The organism is Kribbella sp. NPDC050241 (assembly GCF_044459685.1).
Classification (GTDB): Bacteria; Actinomycetota; Actinomycetes; order Propionibacteriales; family Kribbellaceae; genus Kribbella.
Genome location: NZ_JBITJE010000003.1, coordinates 848,588 through 875,393, shown reverse-complemented (window position 1 = coordinate 875,393; position 26,806 = coordinate 848,588). Strand labels below are relative to the sequence as shown.

The window sequence follows — 26,806 nt, the reverse complement described above, 5'->3', positions numbered from 1 at the left end:
GGTCAGACCGGCGTTCGTAGTGCTTCCTCGATGGCGCGCGTGAAGGCATCCGGTTGCTCGATGTGCGGGACGTGTCCGGCCGCATCGATCACCTGCAACGGCCAGCCGAGCCGAATCCTCGCTTCCTCGGCAAGCGCCAGCGGTACGAATCGGTCCTGCGCTCCCCAGACCAATGTCGTCGGCACGTCGACGATTTCGTGGACCTGTTCGGTACCTGTTGCCACCAGCTGGCGCATCGTCCGCTTGACGTGTGGCACACGGGCGCGGCTCCGCGTGTAGGCGGTGAAGGCGTTGAGCCAATCCGGATCCCGCTCGCGTACGCGGTCCAGGTTGGCGAACGCCCAGCGTTCGAACCTCTCCATGTTCCGCTCGGAAGGCCGAACCGCGAACCTGACCGCCATCACCCGAAGCCCAAGTGGCATCCGGTACGCCCCGACTCCCGGCGCACCGTAGAGCACCAACCGCTGGAGCAGCTTTCCACGTCTCCCCGCGTATCGCGCCGCCAGCGTCCCTAGCAGTGAATGCGCGACCAAGGTCGGCGCCCGGTCACACGTCAACCGAAGCAGATCGGTGAACCATGCGTCGAAGGTCGCGGTATCCAGGCGATCAACCGGATCAGACTCGCCAAGCCCTGGTGCATCGGGAATGACGAGCCGGTGCTCCTCCACCAACCGGGAGATCACCGGTGCCCAGTAGATCCCTCCACACTCGATTCCCCCGTGCAGCAAGACCAGCGGCGGGCCATCGCCACCGACGAGCATCGTCGTCGGAACACCGGCAATCTCAACCCGCTGCTCATCGACTGCAAGCCCTCGCAGCAACCGCGCCCTGTCGTCCATGGCTCACCTCGGTACCAACCGTAGGCACTGGTTACTCGCTTCCGCTTCCGAAGAACCACGCAACCAGGTGCGGCCAGACCTGCGGAGAACCACGTACCCCGTACCGGATTCGAACCGGTGATCTTCCGGATGAGAACCGGACGTCCTGACCACTAGACCAACGGGGCCTGGCAGGGGCGGCCGGTCCATCCCGGCCGCCCCAGCGGTGAGAGTGAGATTCGAACTCACGGACCAACCGAAGCCGATCGACGGTTTAGCAAACCGCTGCCCCTGCCCACAGGCGGACCTCACCTCGAATCGTGCCTTAACGACAGGAGGTACTCCCCGGCGCCCACCCGTCCTGCGCCTGACGACGCCGGACAGATTCATCCGACGCCAAGTACCTCCTGTCGTTACGTCCCCCAACCACGCCGAACCAACGCACCAGGCACCTTCACTACCCCAACTCCGCCGCGCCCCGCCGACCTCACCCCGACCTCCGCGCCCGCCGCGGGACCTCCGTGCCGACCTCCGACTCCGCCGACCTCCGACTCCGCCGACCTCCGACTCCGCCGCCCGCCGTCTCCCCTGACGACGGCGGGCGGCGCATCCTGTGGATAACTCCCACGTCCTCAGCCCTCGCACTTGTACGCTTAGTGCAAAGGAAGAGGCGCACAGCAGGCAGGCCCACGACCGCGGACTCGCCCACCGCTTCAGCCCTTGACGCAGATGACCTGCTTGAGATGGGCTACGACCTCGACCAGGTCCGACTGGGCCGCGATGACGGACTCGATGTCCTTGTACGCCGCGGGGATCTCGTCGATCACCCCGGCGTCCTTGCGGGACTCGACCCCCGTGGTCTGCGCGACCAGGTCGTCGACCGTGTACCGGCGCTTCGCCTCGTTGCGGCTCATCCGCCGGCCTGCCCCGTGCGAGGCCGAGTAGAACGACCGCTCCGACCCAAGACCGCGGACGACGTACGACCCCGTGCCCATCGACCCCGGGATCAGCCCGAGGTCTCCGCGCCCGGCCCGGATCGCACCCTTGCGGGTGACGAGCAGGTCGAGCCCGTCGATGCTCTCCTCGGCCACGTAGTTGTGGTGGCATGAGATCGGCTGCTCGAACCGCACCTCCTGCTCGAACGACTCCCGCACCGCCTGCATCACCAGCGCCAGCATCACCGCACGGTTGCCCGACGCGTACTGCTGCGCCCACGTCAGGTCCCGCCGGTACGCCTCCATTTCCGGCGTACCCGACAGGAACACCGCGAGATCACGGTCCGGCAGGTCCGCGTTGTGCGGCAGGTCCCGCGCGATCCGCATGTGCCGCTCGGCGAGTTCCTTGCCGATGTTTCGGCTGCCCGAGTGCAGCATCAGCCACACGCGGTCCTCGTCGTCGAGGCAGACCTCGATGAAGTGGTTGCCGCCACCCAGCGAACCCATCTGCTTCTTCGCCTTCGACTCCCGGTCCTGCACCCCGTCGTGCAGGCTGGTGAACGACCCCCACAGCCGCTCCCACCCCCGCGGGTCCAGCCCGAGCCGCCGGATGCTCACCGGGTCCTCGTGCGCCCGGAACCCAACCGGCACGGCGGCCTCGATCCGTGAACGGATCGAGGACAGGTCATCCGGCAGGTCCGCGGCCGTCAGCGAGGTCAGGACACCTTCCATCCCGCACCCGATGTCGACGCCGACCGCGGCCGGCGACACCGCCTGGTACATCGCGATCACCGACCCCACGGTCGCACCCTTGCCGAGGTGCACATCCGGCATCACCCGGACGCCGTACACCCACGGCAGGGCGGCGATGTTCCGCAGCTGCCGCAGTGCCTGCGCACCCACCTCGTGCTCCTGCGCCCACATGAGCGTGGAGCTCTTGGCCCCGCTCAGCTCCACCGGAAACTCCACGTTCATCTCCTCACCCTCCTCGTTCGTGTGCATGCGGTGGAAGTGGGACTCGAACCCACACATCCGGTGAAGGATCGACCGTTTTCGAGACGGCTGCCGGTAGGCCAACGCTCGGCTTATTCCACCTGAGAGCTGCCAGGGCAGGGCTCGAACCTGCGGGACCTCGGGTCAGAACCGAGGGTGGGTCACCGTCGCCCACCTGGCATCACGCTCCGACGCGAGAACCGGGTGGGGTTCGCGTCAAAGCGCCAACTCGGCACGGGAAGGGATCCACGGCTGCCACAGCAGCGGCAAGCCGGCCTCTTCGGGCGTGCGTGAGCCCTTCTTCTCGTTGCAGGACGAGTGTGCGGCGACAGCGTTCAGCCACTCGCCGCGTCCACCGCGCGACCGCGGAACCACATGGTCCATCGTCGTGGCACCGGGCCTACCGCAGTAGGCGCAGGTGTACTTGTCCCGCTTCAGTACGCCGGCCCGCGTGTACTGCAGCCGGCCGGACGCGTACCGCCACTTCGTCACGACGTACCGGACGAGACGCAGCACCCGGGGGAGGGGGAATGGTCCGATGCTCGCGCCGTCATGCGCTTCCTCGACGACGGCGACCTCCCGGACGAGCATCCGGATGGCGTGCTGGACCGACACGACATGCAGTTGCTCGTACGAGGCATTGAGCACGATCACACCGCTCATGTGGTTCCTCCTCCCATCCAGTGTGCCCGACAGCTCGCAGTCAGGTCGGGTGATCTCGGTGTCGGTCGTGTGGTGCGGCTCCAGGGACTCGAACCCTGAACCTCCTGGTCCTAAGCCAGGCGCCTCTCCCAATTGGGCCAGAGCCGCAGGTACTGCGTTCTGTCACGTACGGCGACCGGACCGGGCCAACTGGGCCCGGCTGACCGTCGTACCTGGGGGTGTCCGGCGGGGCTCGAACCCGCTTCCTCCGGGTCCACATCCCGGCGCCTCGCCCGCTTCAGCCTCGGACACAGCACGCCCGGCAGGACTTGAACCTGCACGCTCCTGCTTCGTAGGCAGGTGCTCTCTCCGGTTGAGCCACGGGCGCTGAGCGCCCTGCGCCGGATGTGGTGCGGATTTCCGTCGCAGGGCACGTTCGTGGCGCCCGCTCGGCCGGTAGCAGAGCATCCTGCGGGCGCCTGGTCCAGCTGGAGGGACTCGAACCCCCGTCGTCCTCATCCCAAATGAGGTGGCCTGGCCACTGGCCCACAGCTGGTGACGTCCCCGGGGCGTTGCGAGCCCCAGGGACGGATGCCCGAGTTCGCCGGCTCGTGCGAGCCGGCGGTCCCGGGCGTCTTCCCCGGCGCACGAGCGGCGCCGCAGGGAAGGTCTCCTGGGCCGTCGGTGACCCGGGAGAAAATGCGATGAATGTCCAGTTGTCAATTGTTCGAGTTGGTATCCGTGAATACCGGAAAAGCATCGGTGGAAGGAGTCGAACCCTCGTGACGCGGGTTTGGAATCCGGTCCGCAACCATTGCGCACCGACGTGGTGAAATGTGGCAAAAGAAAAGAGCCGCCTGGTGCCGGTGACCCGGCTCAGACGGCTCCTGGGATGATCTCCCGCTGGAGATCACACAGGTGGGCCGCCCGGACTCGGGCTCAGTTCGGTCCCGCTGAGCTGGTGATAGAAGGCATCGATGTGCACTGATCGCAGGCACCCCGGCAAAGCCGTGGCATCCAACCGCCACGCTTTCGTCGGGTTCCACTCTCGGTACACGATCACTCCTAGGTCTGTAGTCCTTGCGGGGTTTATTCTGGCGCATCCCTCACAACTACGTCAACGCATTTGCCGTTTCAATTGTTCCCACGCTATTTCCTGCGCCTTCCGACGTACCCAATCCCCGACAGGTTCCGCCGCCATCCAACGACCAGCCGACGTACCCCGATCTCCACTACCGACCGCCACCACCCACTGACCGCCCATCCCGCCCCAGGCCCCTCAACCATCCACCCGCCAGGCCGCCCCCGACGCCTCTCGGCGCCGTTCGATCCCTATCCGATTCGGAATCACCCCCACCCGCCCGCTACACTCTTGCCTCGGCGTCCGCGCCACCCGCCGCCTTAGCTCAGTCGGCAGAGCGTCTCACTCGTAATGAGAAGGTCGTCGGTTCGATTCCGACAGGCGGCTCCACCCGAACCCCCAGGTCAGAGGCCACTTTCTGACGCTGGGGGTTTCCTCTTCTCGCCGCCCGTGGTGCGGGTCATGGTGCGAGACGGTCGCAAGCTGCGCGACGTGGCTAAGGGGAAGCCGAAGCCGAAGCGTCAGCGCGGCCAGATTGAGACGTTGCCGTCCGGCTCGCTACGGTCAGCGTTTACGCCGGCTTGGATCCGATCTCGAAGGACCGGGTGTACCTGCGAGAGACGGTGCCGGCCGGGCCGAACGCAGCAGATCAGGCAGAAGCGGTGCTCGCCCGGCGACGAGGCGATTCTCACCACGTATGTGGCGCTCTCGCCGTGATGCTGCACATCACCAAGCGAGTGCCCGGCCAGGGCCTATGAGAGCCACGCCACCTGCTCATGCGCCATGGGGGTCGGCGAATCGGCCCGGGTTTTCGTCAAGTGAGCAGTTCGTTGCCGAGCGCCCGGGCTAGCCAGTGGCGGAAATCCTCGGGTGACCAGTTGCGGTCGCCGACGAGGTGCCGGTGAAGACCTGGGTCGTTGTAGATGGTGATGATGTCGGCGGCTCGATCCGGGGTGAGCCGGGGGGTGAGGGCGTCGGTGGTGGTGAGGAGGGCAACGATCTGTTGTGCCCCCTCGCGCCGTTGGCGGCCGATGTCGGCCCAGAGTCGGGCTACGTCTGGGTCGGTGTCGGCGGCGATGCGGATGACGTCGTACAGGGTCGACACTCGGGCCATGATGCGGGCGAGGAGGTCGGCGTATTCCGTGATGATCTCGGTGCCGTCATCCAGGGATTGCAGATGCTGTGACTCGGGCCGCTCGGCGAGTGGGACGGGGAGGTCGTCGCCGATCAGGGCTTGGTCGTAGGCGGTTTTGAGGAGCCATGGCTTGCCGCCGGCCGCGGTGAAGACGGTCGACCGGCTGACGCCTGCGGCCTCGGCGATGGAGTCGATCGAGGTGCCTGCGTATCCGTGGGCGGCGAACAGGTCTGATGCCGCAGTGAGGATGGCGCGCCGGGTTGCTTCGGCGTGCCGGGCTCGGATGCCCGAGCGGTAGGTCCGTTTGGTTGGCGGACTCGCACTCATGTCTTCGCTCCTGGTCCGACCCGTGGTCGCGCCGATCGCTGTACGCGCTCGACGCGCATCGAGCCTAGCCGCTGGCCAGCTGGCACCTCTCTGGTTCCGCAGGTTTTGATTTCATCAGACTCTAAGTATGATGATTTGAGATTCAACAACATCGAGAACGCCTGCGGCCCGCTGCCTGGTTCTGCTCGGTTCCGGGCCTGGCGCCCTGCTGCTCTTCCACCACGACCAGTCATGTTCGGAGGAACATCTACATGTCCGTTACACAGGCCTTTATCCCGACCAACCCGATCCCAGGTGAGTTCGAAGGGCGGCGCGCCCTGGTCACCGGCGGGTCGCGAGGAATCGGTGCGGCCGTGGCCCAGCAACTCATCGACGGCGGGGCAACGGTCGTCACCAGTGCCCGCAACCGCACCGAGGACACCCCGAAGGACAGCACCTTCGTCAGTGCCGACATCCGTACCGCAGACGAGGCGCGCCGCCTCGTCGACGGAACCCTCGAAGCCCTAGGTGGCCTTGACCTCCTGGTGAACAACGCGGGCGCGGCCCGCGTGCACCTCACGGGCATCCCTGACGAGGAGTGGGAGGACTCTCTTGCGATCAACTTCCTGTCGGCGGTGCGCGTCACTTCGGCAGCGCTTCCGGCACTGCAGCACAGCGACCGGGCGGCGATCGTCAACGTATCCTCGGGCGTCAGCGCCAATCCGGCCGCGCCCATCCTGCACTACGGCGCGGCCAAGGCGGCGTTGGAGAGTTGGTCGAAGGGCCTTGCCACCCAGTTGAGCCCTTCCGGCATCCGGGTCAACACCGTCGTCCTCGGTATGGTCCAGACACCAGGGGGCAGCGACGTGCTGGAGACGATGGTGGCAGCCATGGGGGCAACGGCGGAGGAGGCGTACGCCTCAATCCCGCTCGGCCGCGGCGGCGACGCTCGTGACGTCGCCGAGGCGATCGCGTTCCTGCTGTCCAGCCGGGCCCAGTGGATCGCCGGCACCGCCCTTCACGTCAACGGCGGCGCCTAACCGCGACAAGCAGGCCCGGAAACCTCGACGCGAGCCTGACCGACGTTTCCTGCCTGGAGTTCGCGGTGCGAACTCCAGGCAGGGCCTGCTCGGGCTCGTTTCGCCGAACGTGCAATTCGTGTCTCGAGTGGGTCGAAGCCCTGACCCGCGGTTCAAAGGGGCCATGTGCCGTACTACTGCTCTCTTCAGGCTCTAGCAGACTCATTCCAACAGGTCGCTAGCCTCTCCAGATGACGCGAGTTGACCCGGTTTCGCACCACGATTGATCCCACGAGCCAAGCTGAGCGCAGCCGTGCGCCCGCCGGGAGTCCGCGCTGGGTCCGTTGCTTCTTCCCTCCGGGCCCGGTGATCCGACAACTGATCCGAGACGGATCTACGCACACCAACGTGCGACCAAGACCGGTAGCGACGACGGCATGCCGACGGTCTCAACGTACGGATCTGCCGATGTGCGGGCAGCAAACTTCGAGGCCGTATACGGTCGAGCGTGTGGATGAGCGCGAGGCCAGTGAGCGTTCCCGATGCTTGCTGCGGAACGTCGAACGGACGTGCGAACTGCTCATTGACTCCGCTGATAGGCAGTGGGAGCCGTGGTTGGACGCCGTCCACCGAGAGTTGATGGCGCACGACGCTCACGGCCTAGACCGTCTCCTCAGTGGTTTTGGGGGCATGGGCAGTTTCAACGATCTCGCCATCCACCCGTTGAACGGCCATTCGGTTGCAGACCAAGAGGTCGGCCCCGTCAACGATGAGCTCGACCGGCTCAGGTCGGTGATGTACGAGGACGCCAGAACGCTGCTCCACTACACCAATCGGGCGCGGTGAAAGATCCGCGCCGACCGCTGACCGTGCGTTCCTGCCCGACTGCTGCCGCTTCGGGCTCACGATCGAAGTACTGCAAGACCGGCTAACAGATCTCTTCGAGCGAGATCTCAAGGTCTTGGGGCGTCGCCGTCCCACTGAGGGCCCACGCCCAGCCGGGAAGCGCGGCCGCCTGGGCGAAGAAGTCGTCAAGGGTCATGCCGAATGACCACACGTTGCCGTCTGCGAGGGCCGCCGTTTCGGGAGTGGGGTCCCAGTGAATCGTGCAGCTCAGCTGCCAAATTGGGGGATCCTGTACCTGTTGTCCGATGAACTGGCGGGTCAGATCTGTGTCGAATTCTGGCGTGCCTCTGAACGAGTAAGTGCCGAACTGAGCGAGGACGCCGTCCCCGTCTTCATGAGCAGGTGCTGCGTCATCGGCAGGGATCGCAGCGAATCGGCGAAAGACCTCAACGATGGTCCCTACGTCACCGGAAGTGATCGGACGCGAGGCCACGCCGGCGTCGGCCATCATCGTCAACAAGCCCGCCCCGGCGTCGCGAATCAGCATGAGCCGATCATGCCCGGCGGTGCTCGGTCATGCTGGATGTACGGACATGCCGCCGAGAGTGAAGCACGACCATGCCGATGTTCGTGCCGTGATTGCGAGGACTTCTGCGACACTGTTCGCCGTGAATGAGGCGCTGGAGGAGGCCCTGCTGGCTGAATGGACTGCCGTGCGCTCTCTTTGGGGCGGAGACGACAGTTGGGTCGGTGACGCGCTACGCCCGGTCATCGAGTCCGCGTTCGTTAGTCCGGAGCTACGCGCGCTGTTTCCGTTCACCAGCGGGAACCGCCTGTGCTTCAGCAGGTGCTCCTACTACCCGTTCACCCTCGATTCACCCTGCATCGCGGCCTGGCCGGACGAGTACATCGTCGAACCATTGTGGGCTGTGACTGATGAACCGGCGCCCGAGCTTGTCCGTACTACGGACCTCGATCTGGCGATCATGACGGTGGTAGACAACCTGCCGTCAAACCGTGCCGCATGGCTGGGTGATGCAGATCATCCTCCGGACTGAGGCCCGAACGCACGCACATGGCTCCCTTCTGTGTCAAGACGCGGCTGGAAGGGTGCGGTTAGGCTTGGTGTTGGCAGGTCCGGGAAGTGACTTGTCCGAAGAGCCGGTACTGGGCTGTGAGCCGGTCACGCTGGAGACAGAGTCGTTGCCCGGTTGTCCTCCCGGGCCTGTCTTCTGCGCGGCGACGAGGTCGCCGAGCATGGTCTTGTAGACCAGGTCGGAGAGTCGTCGTTTGAGGCAGCGCATGGCTTCCATGGAGGTCTTGCCGGCGCTCTTCTTGCGATCGAAGTAGGCACGTCCTTCGGTCGGGTTGCGTAGCTGGACGACGGCCATCACGTGCAGCACCCGGTTGATCTGCCGGTTGCCGCCACGGGAGAGCCGGTGGCGGACGTGGTCGCCGGAGGAGGCGTCGATGGGTGCGGTGCCGGTCCAGGAGGCGAAGTGACCGCGGTCGGGGAACCGGGTGATGTCGCGGACCTCGACCAGCAGCCGAGCAGCACCGGAGGGGCCGATGCCGTGCAGGTCCAGAAGGCCGGTGCCGGTGGTCTTGACCAGCTCGGTGAGTTCCTTGTCGGCGGCCTTGGTTCGGGCGTAGATCTTCTCCAGGTCGATGACGAGCTCGGTTGCGACCCGTTTGCGGGTCTTGCCGACCACGTCGCGCGGACGCACCGATGCCAGCAGCTTGCGGGCCTGTGCGGCGGACAAGGACACCTTCGCCCCGCCAGGGATGAGTTCCAGCAGCAACGCGTGCAACTGGGAGACCTTGCGGGTGTGCTCCTCACCCAGAGCGCGGCGGCGGTCGACCAGCAGGCGGAGTACCTCGAGCTGCTCATCGGCGGCCACCGGACGCAGTCCCGTCATGCGGGTTCCGACCAATGCCACGGAGTGCGCGTCGGTGGCGTCGGTCTTGCGGCCCTGGCCGGTGGCGAACACACGTGCCCGCGCGGACAGCTTCGGCGGCACGTCGACGACCTGCTCCCCGTCCGCGATCAGCCGGTGGGCGATGTGGCGGCCGATGCCGTTGCAGCCCTCGATCGCCCAGATCCTGTTCGGCCAGGCACCAACGGTGTCGAGCATCGAGCGATAGCCGGCGGTGCCGGTGGAGAACCGCCCTCCACCGAGGACGTGTTCGCCGGCGTCCATCAACTCAATGGTCACCGATCGCTTGTGCGGGTCCATGCCGATGACGACCCGCGGGAATTCCTGGCTCACGTTGCCTCCTCAGGTTCAACCGATGGGCGTCGAGCCGGAGGGCACCGCTACTTCGAGCAGAGCAATCCCTTCTTGAGCCTCTCCCGCTCGGGGCGGTGTCCGAGGCTGCGCAGGCCATGTGAGAGCCACACGCGATCCGTGGGCAGCCGCGATGAGAGCGACAACCTCAGACACCTCGACCGAGCCTCGTCAGACGCCGGTCGTGACGTCAATGGAACAAGTAGCCGCGGATAGTACCCATGCCGATCACATGCGGGCCTGGCTCGGTAGCCTCCGTGCGTGTCCCGATATGTGATCGTCCTCGGCGGCAACGCCGACCTGTTCGGCGACGTGCGCCGGGCCCTCATGGGTGACAGTCGGTTCATCGCCGCCGGCGACACCATCCACTGTGACGGCGCAGCCGCACCACTGACGAACATCTATGCCGTCGACATGAACCCCGCCGAATGGGAGGACTGGGACTCGACAGATGGGATACCTGACCCGCGAACCATGTCGACCTTGCTGCTTGAGTGTCGCTCGCCCGCTTGGGTGGCTGAGGTGGGGGAGATCCTGACCCGGGGCCTTGAGGCGCCCATCTGGTTCGTCGATTCTGCTGACACCGTCTGGCCTGCGGACCAGATCGACGCAGAACGGGTCGCGCTCGGCTGAACGCACGGACATGCCTCGAGAGTGAAAGCTCGGAACTGCCGATGAGAGGTCGCGCCCTAGACCCCCAGGGGACGACATGTTCAACTAGCGTGTGCAGCGTGGACGACCGTGAATACTTCGAGTTAGAGGATGCACAGCTGACGTCGTTCCAACTCAAGTTCCTGGCGGCACTGCGAGTCTTGGTTGACGGCCGCCTTTGCCCGTATTGCGTTGAGTTTGACGACGACAGACTCCTGCTCTCCTTGGACATCGACGCGCCCGACGTTGCCCTGGTCAACGTCGGTTTGGAACTCAGCGGGAATCGGCTGCGAGGAGACCGGATCAGCGTCCACGACCGGACGTTCCCGCCTACACCGACCCGTGATGGATTCGTTCTAGAAGGCACCCCGACCGACCTCGCGGCCCGGGGATGCGAGTTGCTGGATACTTACGTCCGTCGGCCGGTCGTTAGGTACGAGTGGCTGCACCGACGGAGGGTGTACGCGACGTGCCATCTGTTTGAGGACACGGGTGAACGGCTGGCGGACATGTACCGCAGCGACTGGGCGCCGCGGAGACAGGAAGCCGAACTCATCGCTATGGGCTTTGTGCACGGCGCGGGCTGGATCCAAACTGAAGGTCTTGGGGAGCCCGACCGAGTGATCTTGGTCCGAGGGGCCCGCTGAAGATCGCGGGAGGCAACACACCTATCTCGGAGACGTCCGCTCGTGGCGCGATCCGCGCTTTCGGCTGTCGCAGATCACCTGGCGGACGAGTGTCGCGCATCAGTCGACGGAGGACAACTCCCCGGTTGATGTGTCGTATGCCAGTTGATGCTTGACGGTTCGGTGCCACCTGATGGTTGACACCCTCGTCTAGGAGACGGAGGGTACAACGCTCGTCCGCTCATGCCGAGATCAGGGCGTTGGGATGCATCCCCAAGAAGCGCGAAGATGCGGGTGGAATGAGTTTGTATGGATGTCGAGTGGACACTTGCGATTCCCGGGTCAGGTCGGCCGGTCCCTTTGCCGACGCGCTCGGACGCCGAGGCATACGGCGACCGGTTAAGGCAGTTGGCGGAGCAAGGCTGGTGCTACTCCGAAGTCTGGAAGGTGGGGACGGTGTATCCGACCCTCACGCTGTCGATCAGCGACGAACTGGCGGTAGTTCATCGCTTCGTTGATGCAGAGGCATGCTTCCTCCTGGACGGTGCCCACGTCGTCCCCAGGGACAGGTCGCGCGACTTCCCGATCCAGGCCGAGGTTGTGTCGTTTTCCGGTGACTTCATCTCAACATCAACCCGCGCCGCAGGCATCATCGACGCGTTCGCTCGTGGCGCCCACGCCGGTGATCTGGGTTCTTGGTCCCGCCTCTGACGGCCGATGCCCGGACATGTCGCTGTCAGCGTCATGCCGATGACAACCATCAGCTGGCACACGGCTGTCAAGCATCAGCCGTCACAGGACACATTCCCGCCGATCCTGTCGAGTGCCACCTGAGGCTTGACGGTTCCGTGCCACCTGATGGTTGACACCTCGACCTAGGAGGCAGGCGTCCACGATGAACGTCCGCACAAGTAGCCGATGAGCGAACGTTGCAGCGCAGGGTGATCATGGTTCTCGCAGGCGGTGCCTTGTGGAGGAAGCATGTCAAAGAAGGGTTCTACTCGTAAGGCAGATCGTGGACCCGAGTGGTGCGTGATCCGGCGCCTTCGCGACGGGAGTATTTCTTACTACTTCGAGGGCGATCCCCCAAGACGACCGCCCGTAGCGTGGGGACGAGAATCGCAGGCGCGTAGGTTCGCCACCCAGCACGAAGCTCAGCAAATGGCGAACTGGATGCAGCAGAGTTCCAAGATCATGCACTTCGAGGTGGCCCGATTGCCTCCCCTTCCAAAGGGCCGTTAGGCGCGCCGTCCGTCAAGCGAACCTCGGGCGACGCTCATGGGATCCACGCGTCCCGTTCCCGGGGCTGGACAGGCGTCCCCATCTGGCTCCCTTCTGTGTCAAGACGCTCTTCGGAGCGGGGGTTTAGGCTTGGTCTTGGCGGGTCCGGGAAGTGACTTGTCCGAAGAGTCGGCGTGGGGATGTGAGCCGGCCGCGCTGGATTGAAGTGACGCGCCTCGGTGTCCTCCTGGGCCGGTCGCCGTGGTGGTGGCCAGGTCGTTGAGCGTGGTGCGGTAGACGATGTCGGACAGGCGTCGTTTGAGGCAGCGCAGGGTCTCGTTGGGGGGCTTCTCGGCAGCGACTTTGCGGTCGTAGTACGTGCGGGCGTCGGTGGGGTTGCGGAGCTGAACGACGGCCATCATGTGCAGCACCATGTTGATCTGACGGTTCCCGGCGCGGGAGAGGCGATGGCGGACTCGGTCGCCAGAGGATGCGTCGATCGGTGCGGTCCCGGTCCAGGACGCGAAATTGGCCGCGGTCGGGGAAGCGGGTGATGTCGCCGACCTTGACCAGCAGGCGGGCGGTGCCGGAGGGCCCGATCCCGTGCAGGTCGATCAGGTTGGTGCCGGTGGTCTTGATGAGCTCGATGAGTTCCTTGTTCGCTGCCTTCTTCCGCTGGTGGATGCGCTCGAGGTCGATCACCATTTCCAGGGCGTGCCGCTTGTGGGTCTTGCCGACAAGGTGGCGTGGACGGACGCCGGCGAGCAGCCTGCGGGCCTGAGCAGCCGACAGGTCCTTCTTTGCCCCGCCGGGGATGAGTTCCAGCAGCTGGTGGAGCTGGCAGATCATCCGGGTGTGTTCCTCGCCGATGCGGCGACGCCGGTCGACCAGGAGCCGCAGGAGCTCGAGCTGCTCGTCATCGACAACCGGCCGCAGGCCACTCATCCGCACGCCGACCAGCGCGATCGAGTGCGCGTCGGTGTCGTCGGTCTTGCGCCCCTGCCCGGTGGCGAAGACCCTCACCCGAGCCGACAGCTTCGCGGGCACGTCGACCACCGGCTCACCCTTGGCGATGAGTCGCTGGGCGACATGACGCCCGATGCCTTTCACAGCCCTCGATCGCCCAGACCCGATCTGGCCAGGCAGTGACATAAGCCAGCATGGCTGTGAATCCCTCGACATCGGTGGCCAAGCGGGCCCGTTCCAAGGACCTGCTCGTCGCCGGTCATCACCTCGATCGTGACCGACCGCTTGTGCGGATCCATACCAATCACTACACAGCTTTCCTCGCCCACCATGGGCTCCCATCAGCTCGACTGATTGCGGTCAGTGGAGTCAGGAGGGCACCGCTACTACCAGCAGAGCATTCCCTTCTTGAGCCTCTCCTGCCCCGGCGGTGTCCGGGGCAGCGCACGCCAAATGAGAGTCACACGACGCACGTGGACAGCCGCAATCCGAGCGACCACCCCGGACACCTGAACCGACCCCTGGCCAGGACCCGATCTGAGGTCAATGGAACTAGTAGCCGCGATCCGGGCGCGAACGCCGACCGCGCCCACCATCAGGCGGCCCGCGACCATCAAGCATCACATCCGAGCGCGTCAACCACACCTCCCGGAGGTCGTAGCCCGGAGAGAGCGGTGGAGTGGGGCCACTCGGACAGATGCCTTCTCGCCCGCCGGCCGGCGGCTCATCACGTCGGATTCGTCCGCCGGCTCTGGCGGCACGTTGCGGCCGGTCGTACGCTCGCCTGAACTCGGTAGCCCATCCCGCTCATGGAACGACCTTCTTCCGGATCTTCGTCGCCATCCCCATCCTGGTCGTCCTGGCAGCGTCGCCCGCGGGACGTCGCAGTGGAGCTACGACAACACCACGGCTGTCGCCGCTGGAAGCGGCGGCCTGGTGTTCCTCGGCCCGCTGCTGATGATCCTGTTCCGCCAGAAGTACCCGCGCTGGTGGTTCGACTGGAACCTCGAGCTGCAACGGTTCGGAAACTGGGTGAATGCCTATCTCGCGCCCATGGACGACCGCTACCCGTCCACCGACGAGCACCAGTCGGTGCACCTGGACAACCCCTACCCGGACGCGCAACGGGACCTCAACCGGTGGCTTCCCCTGGTCAAGTGGCTCCTTGGCATCCCGCACTACGTGCTGCTGTTCTTCCTCGACATCGCGGCGGTCGTCGTGGTGATCATCGCCTGGTTCGCCATCCTGTTCACGGGGCGATACCCCAGGGCGCTGTTCGACTTCGTCGAGGGCGTGATCCGCTGGCACAACCGCGTCATCGCCTACGCCTTCCTGCTGGTCACCGACGAGTACCCGCCCTTCCGGCTGCGGTGATCAGCCCGATCCCCTTCCACGCACTCTCATGCCGCGGACAGCGAAGACGCGGAACGGCCGATGTGAGAATGCTTGTTGAGGGATCATGAGCCTATGGACTCTCAGCGGCGGCACCCCATGACGAGACATCTCGGCGGCCGGGAGGACACCCCATGACGGCTTTGGACAGCGCCGAGCTCCTTGCCGAACTTGAGCCAACGGTCGCAGCGAACCTCAACCGGCACCTGGCCACCGCTAAAGAATGGATGCCCCACGAGTACGTGCCCTGGAGTCTGGGGCGAGACTTTGCCGACCTGGGTGGAGAGGCATGGTCGGTCGAACAGTCGGCGTTGTCGCCAATCGCGCGCACCGCGTTGGAGGTCAACCTGCTAACCGAGGACAATCTGCCCAGCTACCACCGTGAGGTCGAGCGAGCCTTCGGCAGGGATAGCGCGTGGGGCACGTGGGTGAACCGGTGGACCGCCGAGGAGGGCAGGCACGCCTTCTGCATCCGCGACTATCTGCTGGTGACCCGGGGGGTCGATCCCGACGAGCTCGAGCGGGCCCGCATGGCGACCATGGAGTCCGGCTACGACTCTGGCGACAAGCCGCTGCTCAACGTGTGCGCCTACGTGTCGTTCCAGGAACTCGCGACGCGCGTTTCACACCGAAACACCGGAAGGTTCACCGAGGAGCCGATCGCCGACAAGCTGCTCACCCGCGTCGCCATGGACGAGAACCTGCACATGATCTTCTACCGGAACATCGTCGCGGCGGCTCTTGAGCTCGCGCCCAGCCAGACCATGCGCGCGATTACCGAGGAGGTCGTCGGCTTCCAAATGCCCGGCAGCATCATCCCCGGGTTCGCCCGCAAGGCGGTGCAGATGGCCAAGGCCGGAATCTACGACCTCCGCATCCACCACGACGACATCGTGACACCGCTGCTGCGTCAGTGGGGTGTGTTCGAGCTCGAGGGCCTGGCCGGCGACGGGGAACAGGCGCGTGAGGAGCTTGCGGCGGCTGTCGATGCTCTCGACGTACAGGCCACACGGTTCGTCGAACAACGCGCGGAGGCGGCCGCCAAGAAGGCCGCCCGACAGGCGACATGAGTCGGCCAACATCCTGTCATGCCGCGTTCCGCGCGCAGCCGATGTGCGGGCGGGTGAGCCTGACGATCGACACACTGTCGGCATGGCTCCTAATGATCCGGACCGGCTGGGCCGAACCTCCCTGCACTACGCGGCCGTAGATGGTCCCGTCGACCAGGTCAGGAACCTCCTGGCGAGCGGCGCGAACGTCGCGGCGACGGACAGGCAAGGGTTCACGCCGCTGCAGGGCGGTCCGGCAACGCCGTCAGGCCAGACTGCCCAGCGCTTCTGGCGCGATTCGCCGGTCGCGGCGTCCGGCGGACGACTTCGTCAACAACCCTTGGCGTTGTACGTGATTCGCGAGTCGCCCAATCCGTGTAGCTCGACCGACCCGGATTGGAACCTCGCATCGAGGGGGGCATCTGGGAGCTGGAACGGAGTGGGGTAGAGCGTTCCGCATTGATCGTGCATATCGACAGATACCCAGATGCGGTCGACAGGACGGACCTGCAGCACGCGAGGCGCCTGCAGACGTGTGATACAGATCGATCCGTCCGTACTGCACGCTTTGGAGGTGTCGTGCGTGACGATTCGAGACACGATCGAGGCCGCGGCCATGACCACCAGCACGACCAGCACGACCAGCGCTCCGGCGGCCATCCATGCAACGCGCGCTGTGGTCGCGACACCATCGGTCACAGTTTCGTCCATGCCGCTGATTTTGCCCCGGCGAAGTGCCACCGGGTTGGTGTCCGACTGAAACGTCCGGATGTGCCGCAATCCGGGCGTTGGGGGCCGCGGGGACTCGACCCGATGGTCGGGGGATCATGAGAGCCATGCCACGAGGCGTCTGCGGCCCGGAGGTCGCGGTTCGCTCAACGGGCTCGGCGTGCCAAGGCTCCACGGATCGCGCGAACCGGACGCACCGGCTGAGTCGAGCCCGGCCGCTGGCCGGCCCCGATGCGGTTCACCCCATGAAGCCCGAGCCGCACAGTTCATCGACCCCGACGGCTTCACCTGGGAGTAGCTCCACCCAGCGGATCGCCCTGCTGCCACAAGCTGCAAAAGGGTTCTTAGGCAGGGGGTTGCCGGGGCAGAATCGTCCCGACGATGTGCTGGACGACTCGAAGGAGCAGGACTCGATGCGTAAGTCTCTCGCCGCTGGTACTGGATTGCTCGCGATCCTCACGACTGTCGCCGGAACCGCCTCGGCGGCCCAAGCGGCTTCGACGGCCTACCCGACCGCCCCGTACGAGGCACCCTATGGCGCCACCTACACCAAGGGGACCATCACGTTCTACAACCGTGCGGCGATGGTGGACGGCGTACAGCGGGCGTTGGAGACGAGCGGCTGCCGCCAGACCATCGCCAAGAGCTATAGCGGTTCGACGCTCCTCGACACCACCTACAGCCAAGTGACCTGCTACAGCAAGAGTGAGGAGGTCCACCTGTATGTGAATGCCGACGTGGTGGGCGGCGCCACCTCTGTGCGGGTCAGCTTGAACAACGTCGCCTCAGACGGCACCGTGACCGAGCTGGCCTGGGACTCGGTCCCCCGGCCCTGATCCGAGCTGGAGATCTACGCGGTGTCCAAGGCGGTGAACTCGGTCCGCAACAACGGCCCGGAGCTGCTGGATCCGCTCGCGCTGAGTTGATCGCCGTCGTACCGGTCCGGTCGCAGTACTCCGGACCGGGCGCCGAGCACGGCGTCGTCGACCGCGACGTCCCCGCCTCGTCGAAGGACTCATGTTCGGCTGCATCGGCGGACTCGTACCGGTGGCCTGGCTCACAGTCTGGCTAGCCGCTGGGTGGCTGCCGCGCTATGCACTCACTGCTCACCGGCTAGCGCGCAAAGGCGATCCCCCATTCCAGCTCGGACCTCTCCAGGCGTCAGAAGTCCGTGTTCGAAGGGACTCTGCCCCTCCAGTCGACCTCATTCGACTTCATTTCGCACCACGTTTGATCCCACGGCCGCGAGACCTAGGTGATCCCGGCCGATCTAATCGGGCCGGTCGACGTGGCGCCGTCCTCGGGCTCACCGGGCGGGAGGACGGGTCTAGCGGCAGAGCCGTAGCCTTCTCGGATGCGGCCGGAGAGCAATGATCACCCGACTGCCCTGTTGATCACCGGCACGGTCGGAGCGGGCAAGACTTCGGTTGCGGCCGCCGCCGGATCGATTCTGACCGAAGCGCGTGTTCCGCATGCCGTGATCGACCTTGACGCCCTCAGCCAGTCCTGGCCGACCCCACCGGACGACCCTTTCAACCTCGCGATGGAGCTCCGAAACCTTGAGTCGCTCGCCCGGAACTATCTGTCGGCTGGCGCCTGCCGGCTGGTCCTGTCGGGCGTGGTCGAAACCACAGCAGAGCGTGCACGCTATCGCGCAGCACTGGGCGTCGAACTGTGCGTGTGTCGCCTTCGTGCCGACCTCGCCGAGTTGCATCGACGTCTTCGGATCCGACATGCGGGCGCCGACCCCGAGATGCGCTGGCACCTTGACCGGGCCGGACAGCTCGACCAGATTCTCGACCAGTCTGCGGTCGACGATTTCGAGGTCATCTCAAACGGACGGACGTTGACCGATATCGCGGCAGACGTACTCACTCGCACTGGCTGGCTCTGAAACTCGACCCAGCCTCCATCACCGAGCTCACCACTCACAGGCCATCGTGCCACTGACCTTGGCTTAGGAAGCTGTGACCGATTCTGCCGGCTGGCTGAGACTTGCCCGGGGTAGCGCGAGACTTTGCCCAGGGCAAGCAATGGCAAGCTTTGCACGCTGGCGCCAGAGTTGCTCGGGCCGGTGGGTTTAGAGCTGGCCCGGGCAGAGGAGCAATTGCCCGGGGCGAAGGGCAGGCCGGGTGGTTCGAGGTTCGAGCTGAAGTCGGACGGGTTTCTTTACTGCACCAGTCAAGTTCAGGGCCTGCGTTCTCTCCGAGTTTGGGCGGGATCTCAGGGCCGCCTTGTGGCCCTATGTTTGTGACTTGCCGGGCCTGTTCCGCAGGTAGAGGTCGCGGAGCAGGCATATCTCCGCACCGTGGTGAATGACCTCGACGTTCGTATACAGGACTTTCTTTGCCATCGGCGCGTGGGCGAAGGCGGGCGGCTCGCCTTGCGGCTGGGCGAGTCCTGCCGTGCCCAGGTTGCGCACACCGTTGAGCCAGGTCTCGTACTCGTCATCAAGCTGCTGCAGCGCTTCCTGGGCGGTGCCCGCGTAGCAGAATGTCTCCACGCTGTTGTCATCGCGGCCGAAGCGCTTGCCGTTGGTCGATGCGAACCCGCCGATCAGGTGCGCCAGGCGCCAGGCGATTGTCGTCACAGGTTCCCGTTCGTGCGGCGGCTCGCCGTAGTCCATGGTGAACTCGCCGGCCCCGAAGGAGATCGGCGCGGAGCTTTGGCCTCGTCGGCTGATCGTCCAGCAGTCGGGGACCGGCTGCCAGAAGTACTCGTCGTCGGTCAGCCCATCCATACGGGACCTGAGCCGATGCCGCCAGTGCGACTCGATCTGGTCGACCACCTCGGCGTTCCAGTCAATGTTCACCCGCAGACGGTAGCTGCTGACGGGCTCCCAGCGATCGGTTCTGGGGCTTGCGAATGGGGTCGAGGATGTTCGACGTGGGGTGTGAGCTGGGAGTACGAGCTGGGCCAATCGGCGCACCGAAGAGTTCAGTCAACTGGCCGGGTCGTGATCGTGCGCCGCGGGGACCAGGCGCGGCTTTGGACCCGCAACCGCAACGAGATCAGCGACCGCTTCCCCGAAATCGTCACCGCCGCCCTGCTGCAGCTGCCCGCCGGCGTCGTTCTGGACGGCGTTATCTGAGGTGCCAGGGGTCGTGTACAACACGTCTGCGATGGGCCGATGAGCGTCCCGGATTCCTGTTGTGGACGCTCTAGGTTCGCGGTGTCTACGACACGGCGGGAGAGCCGATGCGGGTACAGCGGGTGGCACCTCTCGAGGCCGGCGAAGAGTCGTGGACGGTGCTGGGCGATTCATCCGTGGTGGATCTGTCTCAGCGCCGACCGAACGACCAGATTGGGTGACCTCGGGACTGACCAGGAGGGCCGCATGGAACTCGACATGCCCGCCGCCACCGAGCTCGCTGAAACCCTCGGCTTCCTTCCGACTGGGTGTCGGTTAAGAGCGAGCTCGCGCAGCTGGCAGGCTGCCGGACAGAGACCAGATATGGTGTGAATCTGACGGTTGAACTGACCGCGAGTGATCACAGGTAGAACACCGCGAACAGGCCGCCGACGACTCCTGCGATCACTATGGCTTGAGCCGCTCGAGATCTACGCCGGAGGTTCCTCGGCAGCAGGAATCCCTTCTCTTCCTCCTTTTTTTCCTCAAGCAGATCCGACAACACGAGCAACGGTCGACCAAGTGTCGCGATGACAATCAACGAGTAGAGTCCGGCGACTCCCCAAGCGACTACGCCGCTCGGGTTCTCGACGAAAGCAGAGCGCCAGCCGCCGACGACCGCCATGAAAACCCATCCGCCGACCGCGATTCCGGCCGTCGTGCGATCTCGGCGAACCAGCGGATCGAACCATGTCAGGGCACACACGAGACACAGTAGGACTCCCTGGGTTAGCGCTCCCGCGCCAGCGTGTAGTTGAGCCCAGCGGAAGAGTTCAGAAGTCCCATCCATGTCGCCGCGCGAAACTCCTTTTCCTGCGGTAGTCGCTGACCCGCCGCCGCGATCCAGACCTGACGCTCGCCAAGGGATCAGCGCAGAAAGCTGCGGCAAACCACAGAAACCACGCCGTCGTGGACACGTCCACGACGCCCACGGCCAAGCAGTACAGCACACTCCAGCTGCCGGCTAAAGATAAATGGCGAGCTGGTCATCCTCGGCGCGGACGGCCGCCTGAGCTTCGACGCGCTCCAGCAGCGGCTGGTCACCAGCCCGGCGCGGGCGCGCGCCAAGCCGCGCAGGTGCCCGCCGCGTATGCCGCGTTCGATCTGCTGGCGACGGGGGAGTGGACCTGCGTACCCAGCGCTGGACCGTCCGGCGGCAACGACTCGAGCAGCTCGCGCGCTCGTGGGTGCCTTATCCGGACTAGGCAGTTTGTAGTCGGCGACACGTCTCGACGGGCTAGGTCCTGTTACGCCATCGCCTTGAATATCGATGGCGTCGCAGCAGACCCGTACGCGTCATGCCACACCTAGCAGCGTGAAACGACAACATCGACCGCGGTGGGACCCGCCCCGGAGTGTCGATCAAACAGGGCGAACCTGACCTGACTTGGCACCGTCATTTTTTTTCGGACAGCGTCTGGCCGCTACCCACCCTCCCCCTTTGGGCCGGGGGTGCCGTTTGAGTACTGATCTGTGTAGGCCGGGACGCGCACGTTCACCACGAGACGGCGTACGACCTCGGAATCGCCGACGATGACGGCGCCGGCCGCTACGAGCCCGGCCAGGTCGTCGCCGCCGAAGGCGGCGAGGAGGGCATCCGTCGGGGTGACCAGGACGGCGTCCGGCTGTTCGGGCGGCTCGTGGGCGACCGCGGCGCCGGACGACGTGAGGCGGACGCCGAACACCCCGGCAGGACCGTGGTCGCGTAGTTCGATCCGGAGGGTCTCCTCGGGCCGCTCCGGCGTCGGCACGAAGAAGGTGCGGATGGTCAGCATGGCGCTGTCCGTGCTCACGAAGACCTGTTCTGCGGTTGGGGGGGCGGCCAGCGCCCATGTGCCAAGCGCGACGACGATGGGCTCGAGGCCGCGCCCCCACGTGGTCAGCTCGTAGACCCGCGAATTGCCTGGCGGAGGCAGCTGCCGACGGCGTAGGACGCCCGCGTCGGCCAGCTCGCGCAGCCGGTCGGACAGTGCGTTCGGGCTGGCGGTCGGGAGCGCCTGCTGGAGGTCGGTGAATCGTTTCGGCCCGAGCAGCAGTTCGCGCACCACGAGCAGCGACCACCGCTCACCAACGATGTCGAGACCGCGCGCGACGCCGCAGGCCTGCCGATAGCCCCGCTGGACTGGCATGGAACCACCTCCGGTTGTACTTGCTCGATCATAGCAGTCACTATTAGCCTCATAACGCCCGATACGAGGAGGAACCCATGTCCACGCCAGCGGCACCCCCGCCCACCGACCGCGAGACCTGGCAGAAGCAACTCGACGACCTCCGGCTCCGCGAGAAGGCGCAAACGCGTGAGGGCGACGCCATCGCCGCGGCCCGCCGGCGGCTGCCGATGGTCGAGGTCGACCCGACAACCCATCTGGTCGGTGCCGACGGCCCAGTGCCCCTGCTCGACGTCTTCGAGGGGAGGACCCAGCTGTTCGCGTCGTACCACATGTGGCACAAGGGCAGGCATGCCGCCGACCAGTGCGAGGGCTGCACTTTCTTCACCGGCCAGGTGCTCGAGCTCTCCTACCTGCACTCGCGCGACGTCACATTCGCGGTCTTCTGCCAGGGGCCGTTCGAGCAGACGTCGCGCTACCGCGACTTCATGGGCTGGCAGGCGCCCTGGTACTCGGTGCCCGCGGAGTCGCTCGACTCCCTCGTCGCCGGGCGCGCGTTCGGGATGAAGGCGTGCTACCTGCGCCAGGGCGACCGGGTATTCGAGACCTACTGGACCACCGGGCGGGGCGTCGAGGCGATGGCGCCGTCTTACGGGCTGCTCGACATGACCGTCTACGGTCGCCAGGAGGACTGGGAGGACTCGCCGGAAGGGTGGCCGCAGGGCTTCCGGACCGACGGCGACCAGTTCCGGCTCGACGGGCGGCCGACATCGCAGTGGTCGCGCCTCGCCGCCGGCCGTGACGACGACCTGGGCGCCACCGGGGCCGCCGGTAGCGAGCATGACTGCCACTGAGGCTCGGCGCATGCCGATCGGATGAAATCGCCCGCGGGTCGGCCGGGCAGATGAGGAGGAGACCATGCTGCTGGAGAACAAGGTGGCCGTGATCTACGGCGGAGGGGGAGCGGTGGGTGGGGCGGTGGCTCGTGCGTTCGCCCGGGAAGGTGCGCAACTGTTCCTCGCCGGTCGCACACTGATGCCGCTCGAAGCGGTGGCCGGTGATGTGTCGACTGCTGGCAGTCCAGTGGACGTGGCCCAGGTCGACGCGCTTGATGCCGATGCCGTCGAGCGGCATGCCGCGCGCGTGGTCGCGGAGGCCGGGCGGCTCGACGTGTCGTTCAACCTGATCGGCTACGGCGAGACGCAAGGTGCACCGTTGCTGGAGATGGCGCGAGAACGGTTCGTCGGGCCGATCAGCACCGCGATGGAGGCGCACTTCATCACCGCGACCACTGCGGGGCGGCAGATGGTTGAGGCCGGGTCGGGCGTGATCCTGGCGCTCACCGCCCAGGCTGCCCGGGTGCCATACGTCAACACTGGAGGGTTCGGTGTGACCGGTGCGGCGATTGAGGGTTTGTGCCGTCAGCTTGCCGCCGAGCTCGGTCCGCACGGCGTTCGAGTCGCCTGTCTGCGCTCCGGCGGCTCTCCCGACACTCCCGGTGTGGAGGAAGTCTGGACTCGGCACGCCGAGAACGCAGGTGTGTCCAAGGCGGAGTGGTGGGCAACGATGGCCGAGAAGACCGCCCTGCGGCGTCTGCCGATGCTGGCCGACGTGGCGAACGCCGCCGTCCTCCTAGCCTCCGACCATGCCACCGCGATCACGGCGGAGGTCACAAACGTAACCTGCGGCGAGCTCTTCGACTGACCGAGCTTCCAAGAGGTCACGCCTTGCGAAGGAATCGCTGCGGTCTCGTACTAGTCCGAGGCGAAGCGTTGGTACGCCACCAACAGGGCAAACATGGCGTGACGCGGCACTAGGTCCGGGCAGTCAAGGAATTGGGTGTCCCGGTCAGTCCCAGACAGCTCAGTCAGTCGCTGCCGGCGGCCGGTGCGGCTCGCGCAACGTCAACCAGACCGGCTGACCGCCTCCGGGCGTTCCGCGGTCGAGCTGATAAGGCCGCAACCACACGAAGGCGTCCGGCGACGCCAGCAGCCACTGCCGGGCCCCGCGCTTGCGCACTCCGATCAGCTGGTCGCCATAGGCAGTCTCACCCGGCTCGAGGTGCTGGTGGTGGGGCGTTATCGCGGCAAGGAGCTCGAGGTCGTCGGCCGCACGGTCACGCTCAAGGACGACCAGTCAGCCGAGATCGGCCAACTTTTGAAGCCGGCCGGGCCGCGGCATCCCTGGCCGGACGAGATCAGCACTCACTGGGGCAAGGCAGCAAGACACCGCTGGTCAAGGTCCAGCCGCCCCTGGCGATGTCGAGACGCTCCCCACCTGATCGCCGCGTCAGGTCGTCCAGCGTCGCGGAGTTGGCCCTCGGCGTCTGCTCTGCGTCGCGATGGGCGGCGAGTGGGAGCGTCGGGACCACGGCGCGCGCTCACTGAAGTGCCAGAGCCGGATCATCGCGACAGACCGCGTCGCGGATCCGTGCCGCACGCCGATCCAGCTACCGGATCTGCCGAGGACAGAGCTTGCGGTGGGTCCCCTCTGCAACGATCCGCTCAGCGTGCTCGACGGGCGGTGATCAGCCAGGCAGCCGAGCCGAGTCGGACGCCATCGGGCGTCTGGTGAGCTGCGAACAGCGCCCGGAGGTTCGCGGTGGCTGTGGCGCGCTGCGCCTCGTCGGTGCCGAGCAGGAGCCAGGCTGACTGGCCCAACTGCCAAATCGTTGCCTGATCGGCGTCGCGGCCCAGCCAGATCGATTGGTCGAGGGCCTCGAAGGCGACATCGGACCAGCCCGCGGCGGCCAGCAATGGCTCGACCGTGGCCGGGTCGCTCTGGGCAAACGGCCCGGGCGCGCCCGGCGGCGGCATCGGTAGATCGCGGCCGACTCGCAACGCCTCGAAGATCTCGCGGAGCCACTCGTTCTCGGCCAGGCCGCGCCATACCAAGATCGCAAGCCGACCGCCCGGCTTACTGGCGGTGGCCAGGTTGGCGAATGCTGCCGTCGCATTGCCGAAGAACATCGTCCCGGTCCGGCTGACAATCAGGTCGTACGCCGCCGCCCCGAAGTCGTGCACCTGTGCGTCGGCCTGGGCGAACTTCACCGCCAGCCCGGCTCCGCGCTGGCGGGCCACTTCGAGTTGTGCAGTGGACAGGTCGACCCCGAGGGCGCGCGCACCCGGTGACGCGCGGACCAGGTCGATCGCGACCTGACCAGACCCGCAGCCGACGTCCAGGATCCGGTCTGCCGGACGAGGGTTGGCGGCGGCCAGTAGGGCAGGGTGGTAGTCGGCCGGGGCGCGGTCGTAGAAGTCGGCGTATTCGGCCCAGTAGCTGCCGTGCTCGCCGTCCCAGTCGCGGAGTTGGCGGCTGTTGCTCGGGTCGACGGCAAATGCCATGGCCTTGCTCATCGGGTCACCTCCTTGGCCTCACATACTCCCAAAGAGAGTATCTGCTAGGCTTACTCCCAAAGGGAGGGTCATGTCAAGAGTGCTCACCACGACCACATACGGCGTGCTCGGACTGCTCGCGGTCCGTCCGTACTCGACGTACGAGCTGGCCAAGGCGATGGGGCTCAGCGTCGGCCGGGTGTGGTCGCGCGCCGAGAGCAAGCTGTTCGAAGAGCCCAAGAAGCTCGTGGAGCACGGCTATGCCAGGGCGCGCGAGGAGACGGTTGGGCGACGCCCGCGGACCGTCTACTCGATCACAGCCGCCGGCCGACGAGCCCTGGCCGCCTGGCTTGCCGAGCCCGGCGACGGGCCGGTGCTCGAGTTCGAGGGGCTGGTCAAGCTCATGTTCGCCGATCACGGCAGCCGGGCCGACGCGCTCGAAACGATTGCGAGGGCCAGGGCCTGGGCGGTCGATATGAACGCCGACAGCGTCGCTGCGGGCGAACGCTTCGCTGAGGGCGGGGGTCGCTACGAGGAGCGCCGCGCCACCAGTCTGCTGGTGGGTGCGTTCCTGACCGACTTCTACGCGTTGGTGGCGCAGTGGGCCGAGTGGGCGGCGGCCGAGGTGGAGGGCTGGCCCGACGATATTGCGAGCCACCGGACCGCGCCCGAACTGACCCGGGCCGTGTTGGCGCGTGCAAGGTGGTCACAACCGGACGACCCTGGCAAGACCTGATGGCGCGGTCGCCTCTGGATCTGCTCGCCCATGCAGCGATCCGGCAAAGCGCCAAGGTCCCATTCGCAAGCCTGCTTGCCATCGACCCAGGCACTTCTACTTCCCGACATGGGTGTCGCACACGTACTGATCAACACCCTCAACACGACACCAGGAGGAGCTGCTGGTCAGCGCAGGTGGCGTGCTGACGCGCGTGCTCGCCGGAACATCACACTGGATTGCCGGGGTGGGCGCACCCTCACGCCCTTACGCAGGCAACCCCGCATTCACCGACATCTACACAGCGCTGGAGCAGACGGCTGCGGACCATCGAGAGATGCTGCTCTCAAGCCCGCTCTCGATCCCGCTGCCGGGGCTGCCGCGGGCCAGTGGTGAAGGGCGCAAGTTCACGGCTGCAGTTCGCAAGGACGTGGCGGGCATGGTTGACAGGTTCCCGATACCTGCCCCGCTGCGTGTACCGGTCAAGGTGGTCCTGCTCGTGGTTCCTCCACGGCAGGGCAAGGATCCCCTGTCGGCACTCCGGCGGTACGAGACGCCCTGAACGGGCCCGACATCACTGCTTACGAGGTCATCGAATTGAAGAGGACCGCCGCAGATCCAGAGGCCGGCCTTCTGCGGTTTGCGTTGGGCAGTGGCAGCCAACACGGGAGGAGCACGTGGCAACGAGCGACCGAACTATGTGGCCAGGTGCTTCGAACTCGGATGCGTTGATGGAGGGTAATCATCGACGACTGGAGCTCCTGAGACGGGCGGCATCGCCGGCTCACCAGGGGATCCAGTGGGACACTCGGATCTACGTC

At 66.0% G+C, this 26,806-nt stretch carries 28 protein-coding genes, 9 tRNA genes and 2 pseudogenes; 17 read left to right on the top strand and 22 right to left on the bottom strand.

From position 1 onward, the window contains the following. Positions 1–2 precede the first annotated feature (2 nt). The 11 genes from ACIBG5_RS19030 to ACIBG5_RS18980 all read right to left on the bottom strand — a co-directional run bounded on the left by ACIBG5_RS19030 (position 3) and on the right by ACIBG5_RS18980 (position 3,944). The gene (locus tag ACIBG5_RS19030) at positions 3–839 is read right to left on the bottom strand and encodes an alpha/beta fold hydrolase (RefSeq protein WP_396392794.1); all 837 of its coding nucleotides are present in this window, start codon (positions 837–839) and stop codon (positions 3–5) included. Between the two features lie 94 nt (positions 840–933). Then, positions 934–1,006, bottom strand: a tRNA-Glu gene (locus ACIBG5_RS19025). A 36-nt stretch (positions 1,007–1,042) separates the two neighbouring features. Continuing rightward, a tRNA-Ser gene (locus tag ACIBG5_RS19020) sits at positions 1,043–1,131 on the bottom strand. A 400-nt stretch (positions 1,132–1,531) separates the two neighbouring features. After that, positions 1,532–2,728: an RtcB family protein gene (locus ACIBG5_RS19015; RefSeq protein WP_396393008.1), complete on the bottom strand. Its 1,197-nt coding sequence runs from the start codon at positions 2,726–2,728 to the stop codon at positions 1,532–1,534. Between the two features lie 28 nt (positions 2,729–2,756). Then, positions 2,757–2,848 (bottom strand) — tRNA-Ser (locus tag ACIBG5_RS19010). Between the two features lie 6 nt (positions 2,849–2,854). Then, positions 2,855–2,927 (bottom strand) — tRNA-Gln (locus ACIBG5_RS19005). A gap of 35 nt (positions 2,928–2,962) precedes the next feature. Then, on the bottom strand, positions 2,963–3,409 hold the full coding sequence (locus ACIBG5_RS19000) for an HNH endonuclease (RefSeq protein WP_396392793.1): 447 nt from the start codon (positions 3,407–3,409) through the stop codon (positions 2,963–2,965). Between the two features lie 70 nt (positions 3,410–3,479). After that, positions 3,480–3,556, bottom strand: a tRNA-Leu gene (locus tag ACIBG5_RS18995). Between the two features lie 70 nt (positions 3,557–3,626). Continuing rightward, positions 3,627–3,700, bottom strand: a tRNA-His gene (locus ACIBG5_RS18990). Between the two features lie 2 nt (positions 3,701–3,702). Continuing rightward, positions 3,703–3,776 (bottom strand) — tRNA-Arg (locus ACIBG5_RS18985). Positions 3,777–3,868: 92 nt separating this feature from the next. Further along, positions 3,869–3,944 (bottom strand) — tRNA-Pro (locus tag ACIBG5_RS18980). A gap of 839 nt (positions 3,945–4,783) precedes the next feature. Here ACIBG5_RS18980 and ACIBG5_RS18975 point away from each other — a divergent pair. After that, positions 4,784–4,859, top strand: a tRNA-Thr gene (locus tag ACIBG5_RS18975). Positions 4,860–5,283: 424 nt separating this feature from the next. Here the strand turns inward: ACIBG5_RS18975 and ACIBG5_RS18970 are convergent. After that, a complete protein-coding gene (locus ACIBG5_RS18970; protein WP_396392792.1) occupies positions 5,284–5,931 on the bottom strand; it encodes a TetR/AcrR family transcriptional regulator in 648 nt (215 codons plus the stop codon). A gap of 251 nt (positions 5,932–6,182) precedes the next feature. Between ACIBG5_RS18970 and ACIBG5_RS18965 the strand changes: the two genes are divergently transcribed. Then, positions 6,183–6,950, top strand: a complete 768-nt coding sequence (locus ACIBG5_RS18965) for an oxidoreductase (protein WP_396392791.1) — start codon at positions 6,183–6,185, stop codon at positions 6,948–6,950. A 489-nt stretch (positions 6,951–7,439) separates the two neighbouring features. Continuing rightward, positions 7,440–7,775, top strand: coding sequence for a DUF6966 domain-containing protein (locus ACIBG5_RS18960; protein WP_396392790.1), 336 nt, complete (start codon positions 7,440–7,442; stop codon positions 7,773–7,775). 82 nt (positions 7,776–7,857) lie between these two features. Here ACIBG5_RS18960 and ACIBG5_RS18955 read toward each other — a convergent pair whose 3' ends face one another. Beyond that, a complete protein-coding gene (locus tag ACIBG5_RS18955) occupies positions 7,858–8,322 on the bottom strand; it encodes a hypothetical protein (RefSeq protein ID WP_396392789.1) in 465 nt (154 codons plus the stop codon). 121 nt (positions 8,323–8,443) lie between these two features. Between ACIBG5_RS18955 and ACIBG5_RS18950 the strand changes: the two genes are divergently transcribed. After that, on the top strand, positions 8,444–8,833 hold the full coding sequence (locus ACIBG5_RS18950) for a DUF6193 family natural product biosynthesis protein (RefSeq protein WP_396392788.1): 390 nt from the start codon (positions 8,444–8,446) through the stop codon (positions 8,831–8,833). A gap of 33 nt (positions 8,834–8,866) precedes the next feature. Here the strand turns inward: ACIBG5_RS18950 and ACIBG5_RS18945 are convergent, their stop codons facing one another. Next, positions 8,867–10,045: an IS110 family transposase gene (locus tag ACIBG5_RS18945; RefSeq protein WP_396392787.1), complete on the bottom strand. Its 1,179-nt coding sequence runs from the start codon at positions 10,043–10,045 to the stop codon at positions 8,867–8,869. Between the two features lie 291 nt (positions 10,046–10,336). On the opposite strand from ACIBG5_RS18945, the gene ACIBG5_RS18940 reads away from it, so the two are divergent. The 3 genes from ACIBG5_RS18940 (at position 10,337) to ACIBG5_RS18930 (ending at position 12,051) form a co-directional block, all read left to right on the top strand. After that, entirely contained in the window at positions 10,337–10,696 is a 360-nt protein-coding gene (locus ACIBG5_RS18940; protein WP_396392786.1) for a hypothetical protein, read from the top strand. A gap of 98 nt (positions 10,697–10,794) precedes the next feature. Beyond that, positions 10,795–11,361, top strand: a complete 567-nt coding sequence (locus ACIBG5_RS18935) for a hypothetical protein (protein WP_396392785.1) — start codon at positions 10,795–10,797, stop codon at positions 11,359–11,361. A gap of 435 nt (positions 11,362–11,796) precedes the next feature. Beyond that, positions 11,797–12,051, top strand: a complete 255-nt coding sequence (locus ACIBG5_RS18930) for a hypothetical protein (protein ID WP_396392784.1) — start codon at positions 11,797–11,799, stop codon at positions 12,049–12,051. A 629-nt stretch (positions 12,052–12,680) separates the two neighbouring features. On the opposite strand, the gene ACIBG5_RS18925 is transcribed toward ACIBG5_RS18930, so the two are convergent. From ACIBG5_RS18925 to ACIBG5_RS18915, 3 genes and pseudogenes are all read right to left on the bottom strand, one after another. Continuing rightward, positions 12,681–12,983 (bottom strand): hypothetical protein, encoded by a 303-nt coding sequence (locus ACIBG5_RS18925; protein WP_396393019.1) that lies wholly within the window; start codon positions 12,981–12,983, stop codon positions 12,681–12,683. Between the two features lie 9 nt (positions 12,984–12,992). Continuing rightward, a pseudogene (locus tag ACIBG5_RS18920) lies at positions 12,993–13,061 on the bottom strand (hypothetical protein); the annotation flags it as partial. A 376-nt stretch (positions 13,062–13,437) separates the two neighbouring features. Next, a pseudogene (locus ACIBG5_RS18915) lies at positions 13,438–13,713 on the bottom strand (transposase); the annotation flags it as partial. Positions 13,714–14,463: 750 nt separating this feature from the next. On the opposite strand from ACIBG5_RS18915, the gene ACIBG5_RS18910 reads away from it, so the two are divergent. From ACIBG5_RS18910 to ACIBG5_RS18900, 3 genes are all read left to right on the top strand, one after another. Next, a complete protein-coding gene (locus ACIBG5_RS18910) occupies positions 14,464–14,901 on the top strand; it encodes a DUF4389 domain-containing protein (protein ID WP_396392783.1) in 438 nt (145 codons plus the stop codon). 152 nt (positions 14,902–15,053) lie between these two features. Continuing rightward, positions 15,054–15,989 (top strand): acyl-ACP desaturase, encoded by a 936-nt coding sequence (locus ACIBG5_RS18905; protein ID WP_396392782.1) that lies wholly within the window; start codon positions 15,054–15,056, stop codon positions 15,987–15,989. Next, positions 15,907–16,416, top strand: a complete 510-nt coding sequence (locus tag ACIBG5_RS18900; RefSeq protein WP_396392781.1) for an ankyrin repeat domain-containing protein — start codon at positions 15,907–15,909, stop codon at positions 16,414–16,416. The genes ACIBG5_RS18905 and ACIBG5_RS18900 overlap by 83 nt, the downstream gene beginning before the upstream one ends. Here the strand turns inward: ACIBG5_RS18900 and ACIBG5_RS18895 are convergent. Beyond that, on the bottom strand, positions 16,299–16,679 hold the full coding sequence (locus tag ACIBG5_RS18895; RefSeq protein ID WP_396393018.1) for a hypothetical protein: 381 nt from the start codon (positions 16,677–16,679) through the stop codon (positions 16,299–16,301). The two genes, ACIBG5_RS18900 and ACIBG5_RS18895, sit on opposite strands and share 118 nt — an antisense overlap. A gap of 431 nt (positions 16,680–17,110) precedes the next feature. Between ACIBG5_RS18895 and ACIBG5_RS18890 the strand changes: the two genes are divergently transcribed. Together ACIBG5_RS18890 and ACIBG5_RS18885 are read left to right on the top strand one after the other, a co-directional pair. Then, positions 17,111–17,533: a hypothetical protein gene (locus tag ACIBG5_RS18890; RefSeq protein ID WP_360448033.1), complete on the top strand. Its 423-nt coding sequence runs from the start codon at positions 17,111–17,113 to the stop codon at positions 17,531–17,533. 518 nt (positions 17,534–18,051) lie between these two features. After that, positions 18,052–18,591, top strand: coding sequence for a hypothetical protein (locus tag ACIBG5_RS18885; protein ID WP_396392780.1), 540 nt, complete (start codon positions 18,052–18,054; stop codon positions 18,589–18,591). A gap of 348 nt (positions 18,592–18,939) precedes the next feature. Here the strand turns inward: ACIBG5_RS18885 and ACIBG5_RS18880 are convergent, their stop codons facing one another. Continuing rightward, the gene (locus ACIBG5_RS18880) at positions 18,940–19,509 is read right to left on the bottom strand and encodes a DinB family protein (RefSeq protein WP_396392779.1); all 570 of its coding nucleotides are present in this window, start codon (positions 19,507–19,509) and stop codon (positions 18,940–18,942) included. Positions 19,510–19,590: 81 nt separating this feature from the next. Here ACIBG5_RS18880 and ACIBG5_RS18875 point away from each other — a divergent pair, with 81 nt between their 5' ends. Continuing rightward, the gene (locus ACIBG5_RS18875) at positions 19,591–19,788 is read left to right on the top strand and encodes a hypothetical protein (RefSeq protein ID WP_396392778.1); all 198 of its coding nucleotides are present in this window, start codon (positions 19,591–19,593) and stop codon (positions 19,786–19,788) included. Between the two features lie 400 nt (positions 19,789–20,188). Here the strand turns inward: ACIBG5_RS18875 and ACIBG5_RS18870 are convergent, their stop codons facing one another. Together ACIBG5_RS18870 and ACIBG5_RS18865 are read right to left on the bottom strand one after the other, a co-directional pair. Next, entirely contained in the window at positions 20,189–20,452 is a 264-nt protein-coding gene (locus ACIBG5_RS18870; protein ID WP_396392777.1) for a hypothetical protein, read from the bottom strand. A gap of 799 nt (positions 20,453–21,251) precedes the next feature. After that, complete coding sequence (locus ACIBG5_RS18865) at positions 21,252–21,956, bottom strand: winged helix-turn-helix transcriptional regulator (RefSeq protein ID WP_396392776.1); 705 nt, start codon at positions 21,954–21,956, stop codon at positions 21,252–21,254. Between the two features lie 77 nt (positions 21,957–22,033). Between ACIBG5_RS18865 and ACIBG5_RS18860 the strand changes: the two genes are divergently transcribed. Beyond that, a complete protein-coding gene (locus ACIBG5_RS18860) occupies positions 22,034–22,789 on the top strand; it encodes a DUF899 family protein (RefSeq protein WP_396392775.1) in 756 nt (251 codons plus the stop codon). Positions 22,790–22,853: 64 nt separating this feature from the next. Beyond that, the gene (locus tag ACIBG5_RS18855) at positions 22,854–23,639 is read left to right on the top strand and encodes an SDR family NAD(P)-dependent oxidoreductase (RefSeq protein WP_396392774.1); all 786 of its coding nucleotides are present in this window, start codon (positions 22,854–22,856) and stop codon (positions 23,637–23,639) included. An 800-nt stretch (positions 23,640–24,439) separates the two neighbouring features. Here ACIBG5_RS18855 and ACIBG5_RS18850 read toward each other — a convergent pair. Continuing rightward, a complete protein-coding gene (locus tag ACIBG5_RS18850) occupies positions 24,440–25,291 on the bottom strand; it encodes a class I SAM-dependent methyltransferase (RefSeq protein WP_396392773.1) in 852 nt (283 codons plus the stop codon). A 70-nt stretch (positions 25,292–25,361) separates the two neighbouring features. Here ACIBG5_RS18850 and ACIBG5_RS18845 point away from each other — a divergent pair, with 70 nt between their 5' ends. Both ACIBG5_RS18845 and ACIBG5_RS18840 read left to right on the top strand, forming a co-directional pair. After that, complete coding sequence (locus ACIBG5_RS18845) at positions 25,362–26,006, top strand: PadR family transcriptional regulator (RefSeq protein WP_396392772.1); 645 nt, start codon at positions 25,362–25,364, stop codon at positions 26,004–26,006. Between the two features lie 181 nt (positions 26,007–26,187). Continuing rightward, positions 26,188–26,547: a hypothetical protein gene (locus tag ACIBG5_RS18840; RefSeq protein WP_396392771.1), complete on the top strand. Its 360-nt coding sequence runs from the start codon at positions 26,188–26,190 to the stop codon at positions 26,545–26,547. The last annotated feature ends 259 nt before the right edge of the window (positions 26,548–26,806 follow it).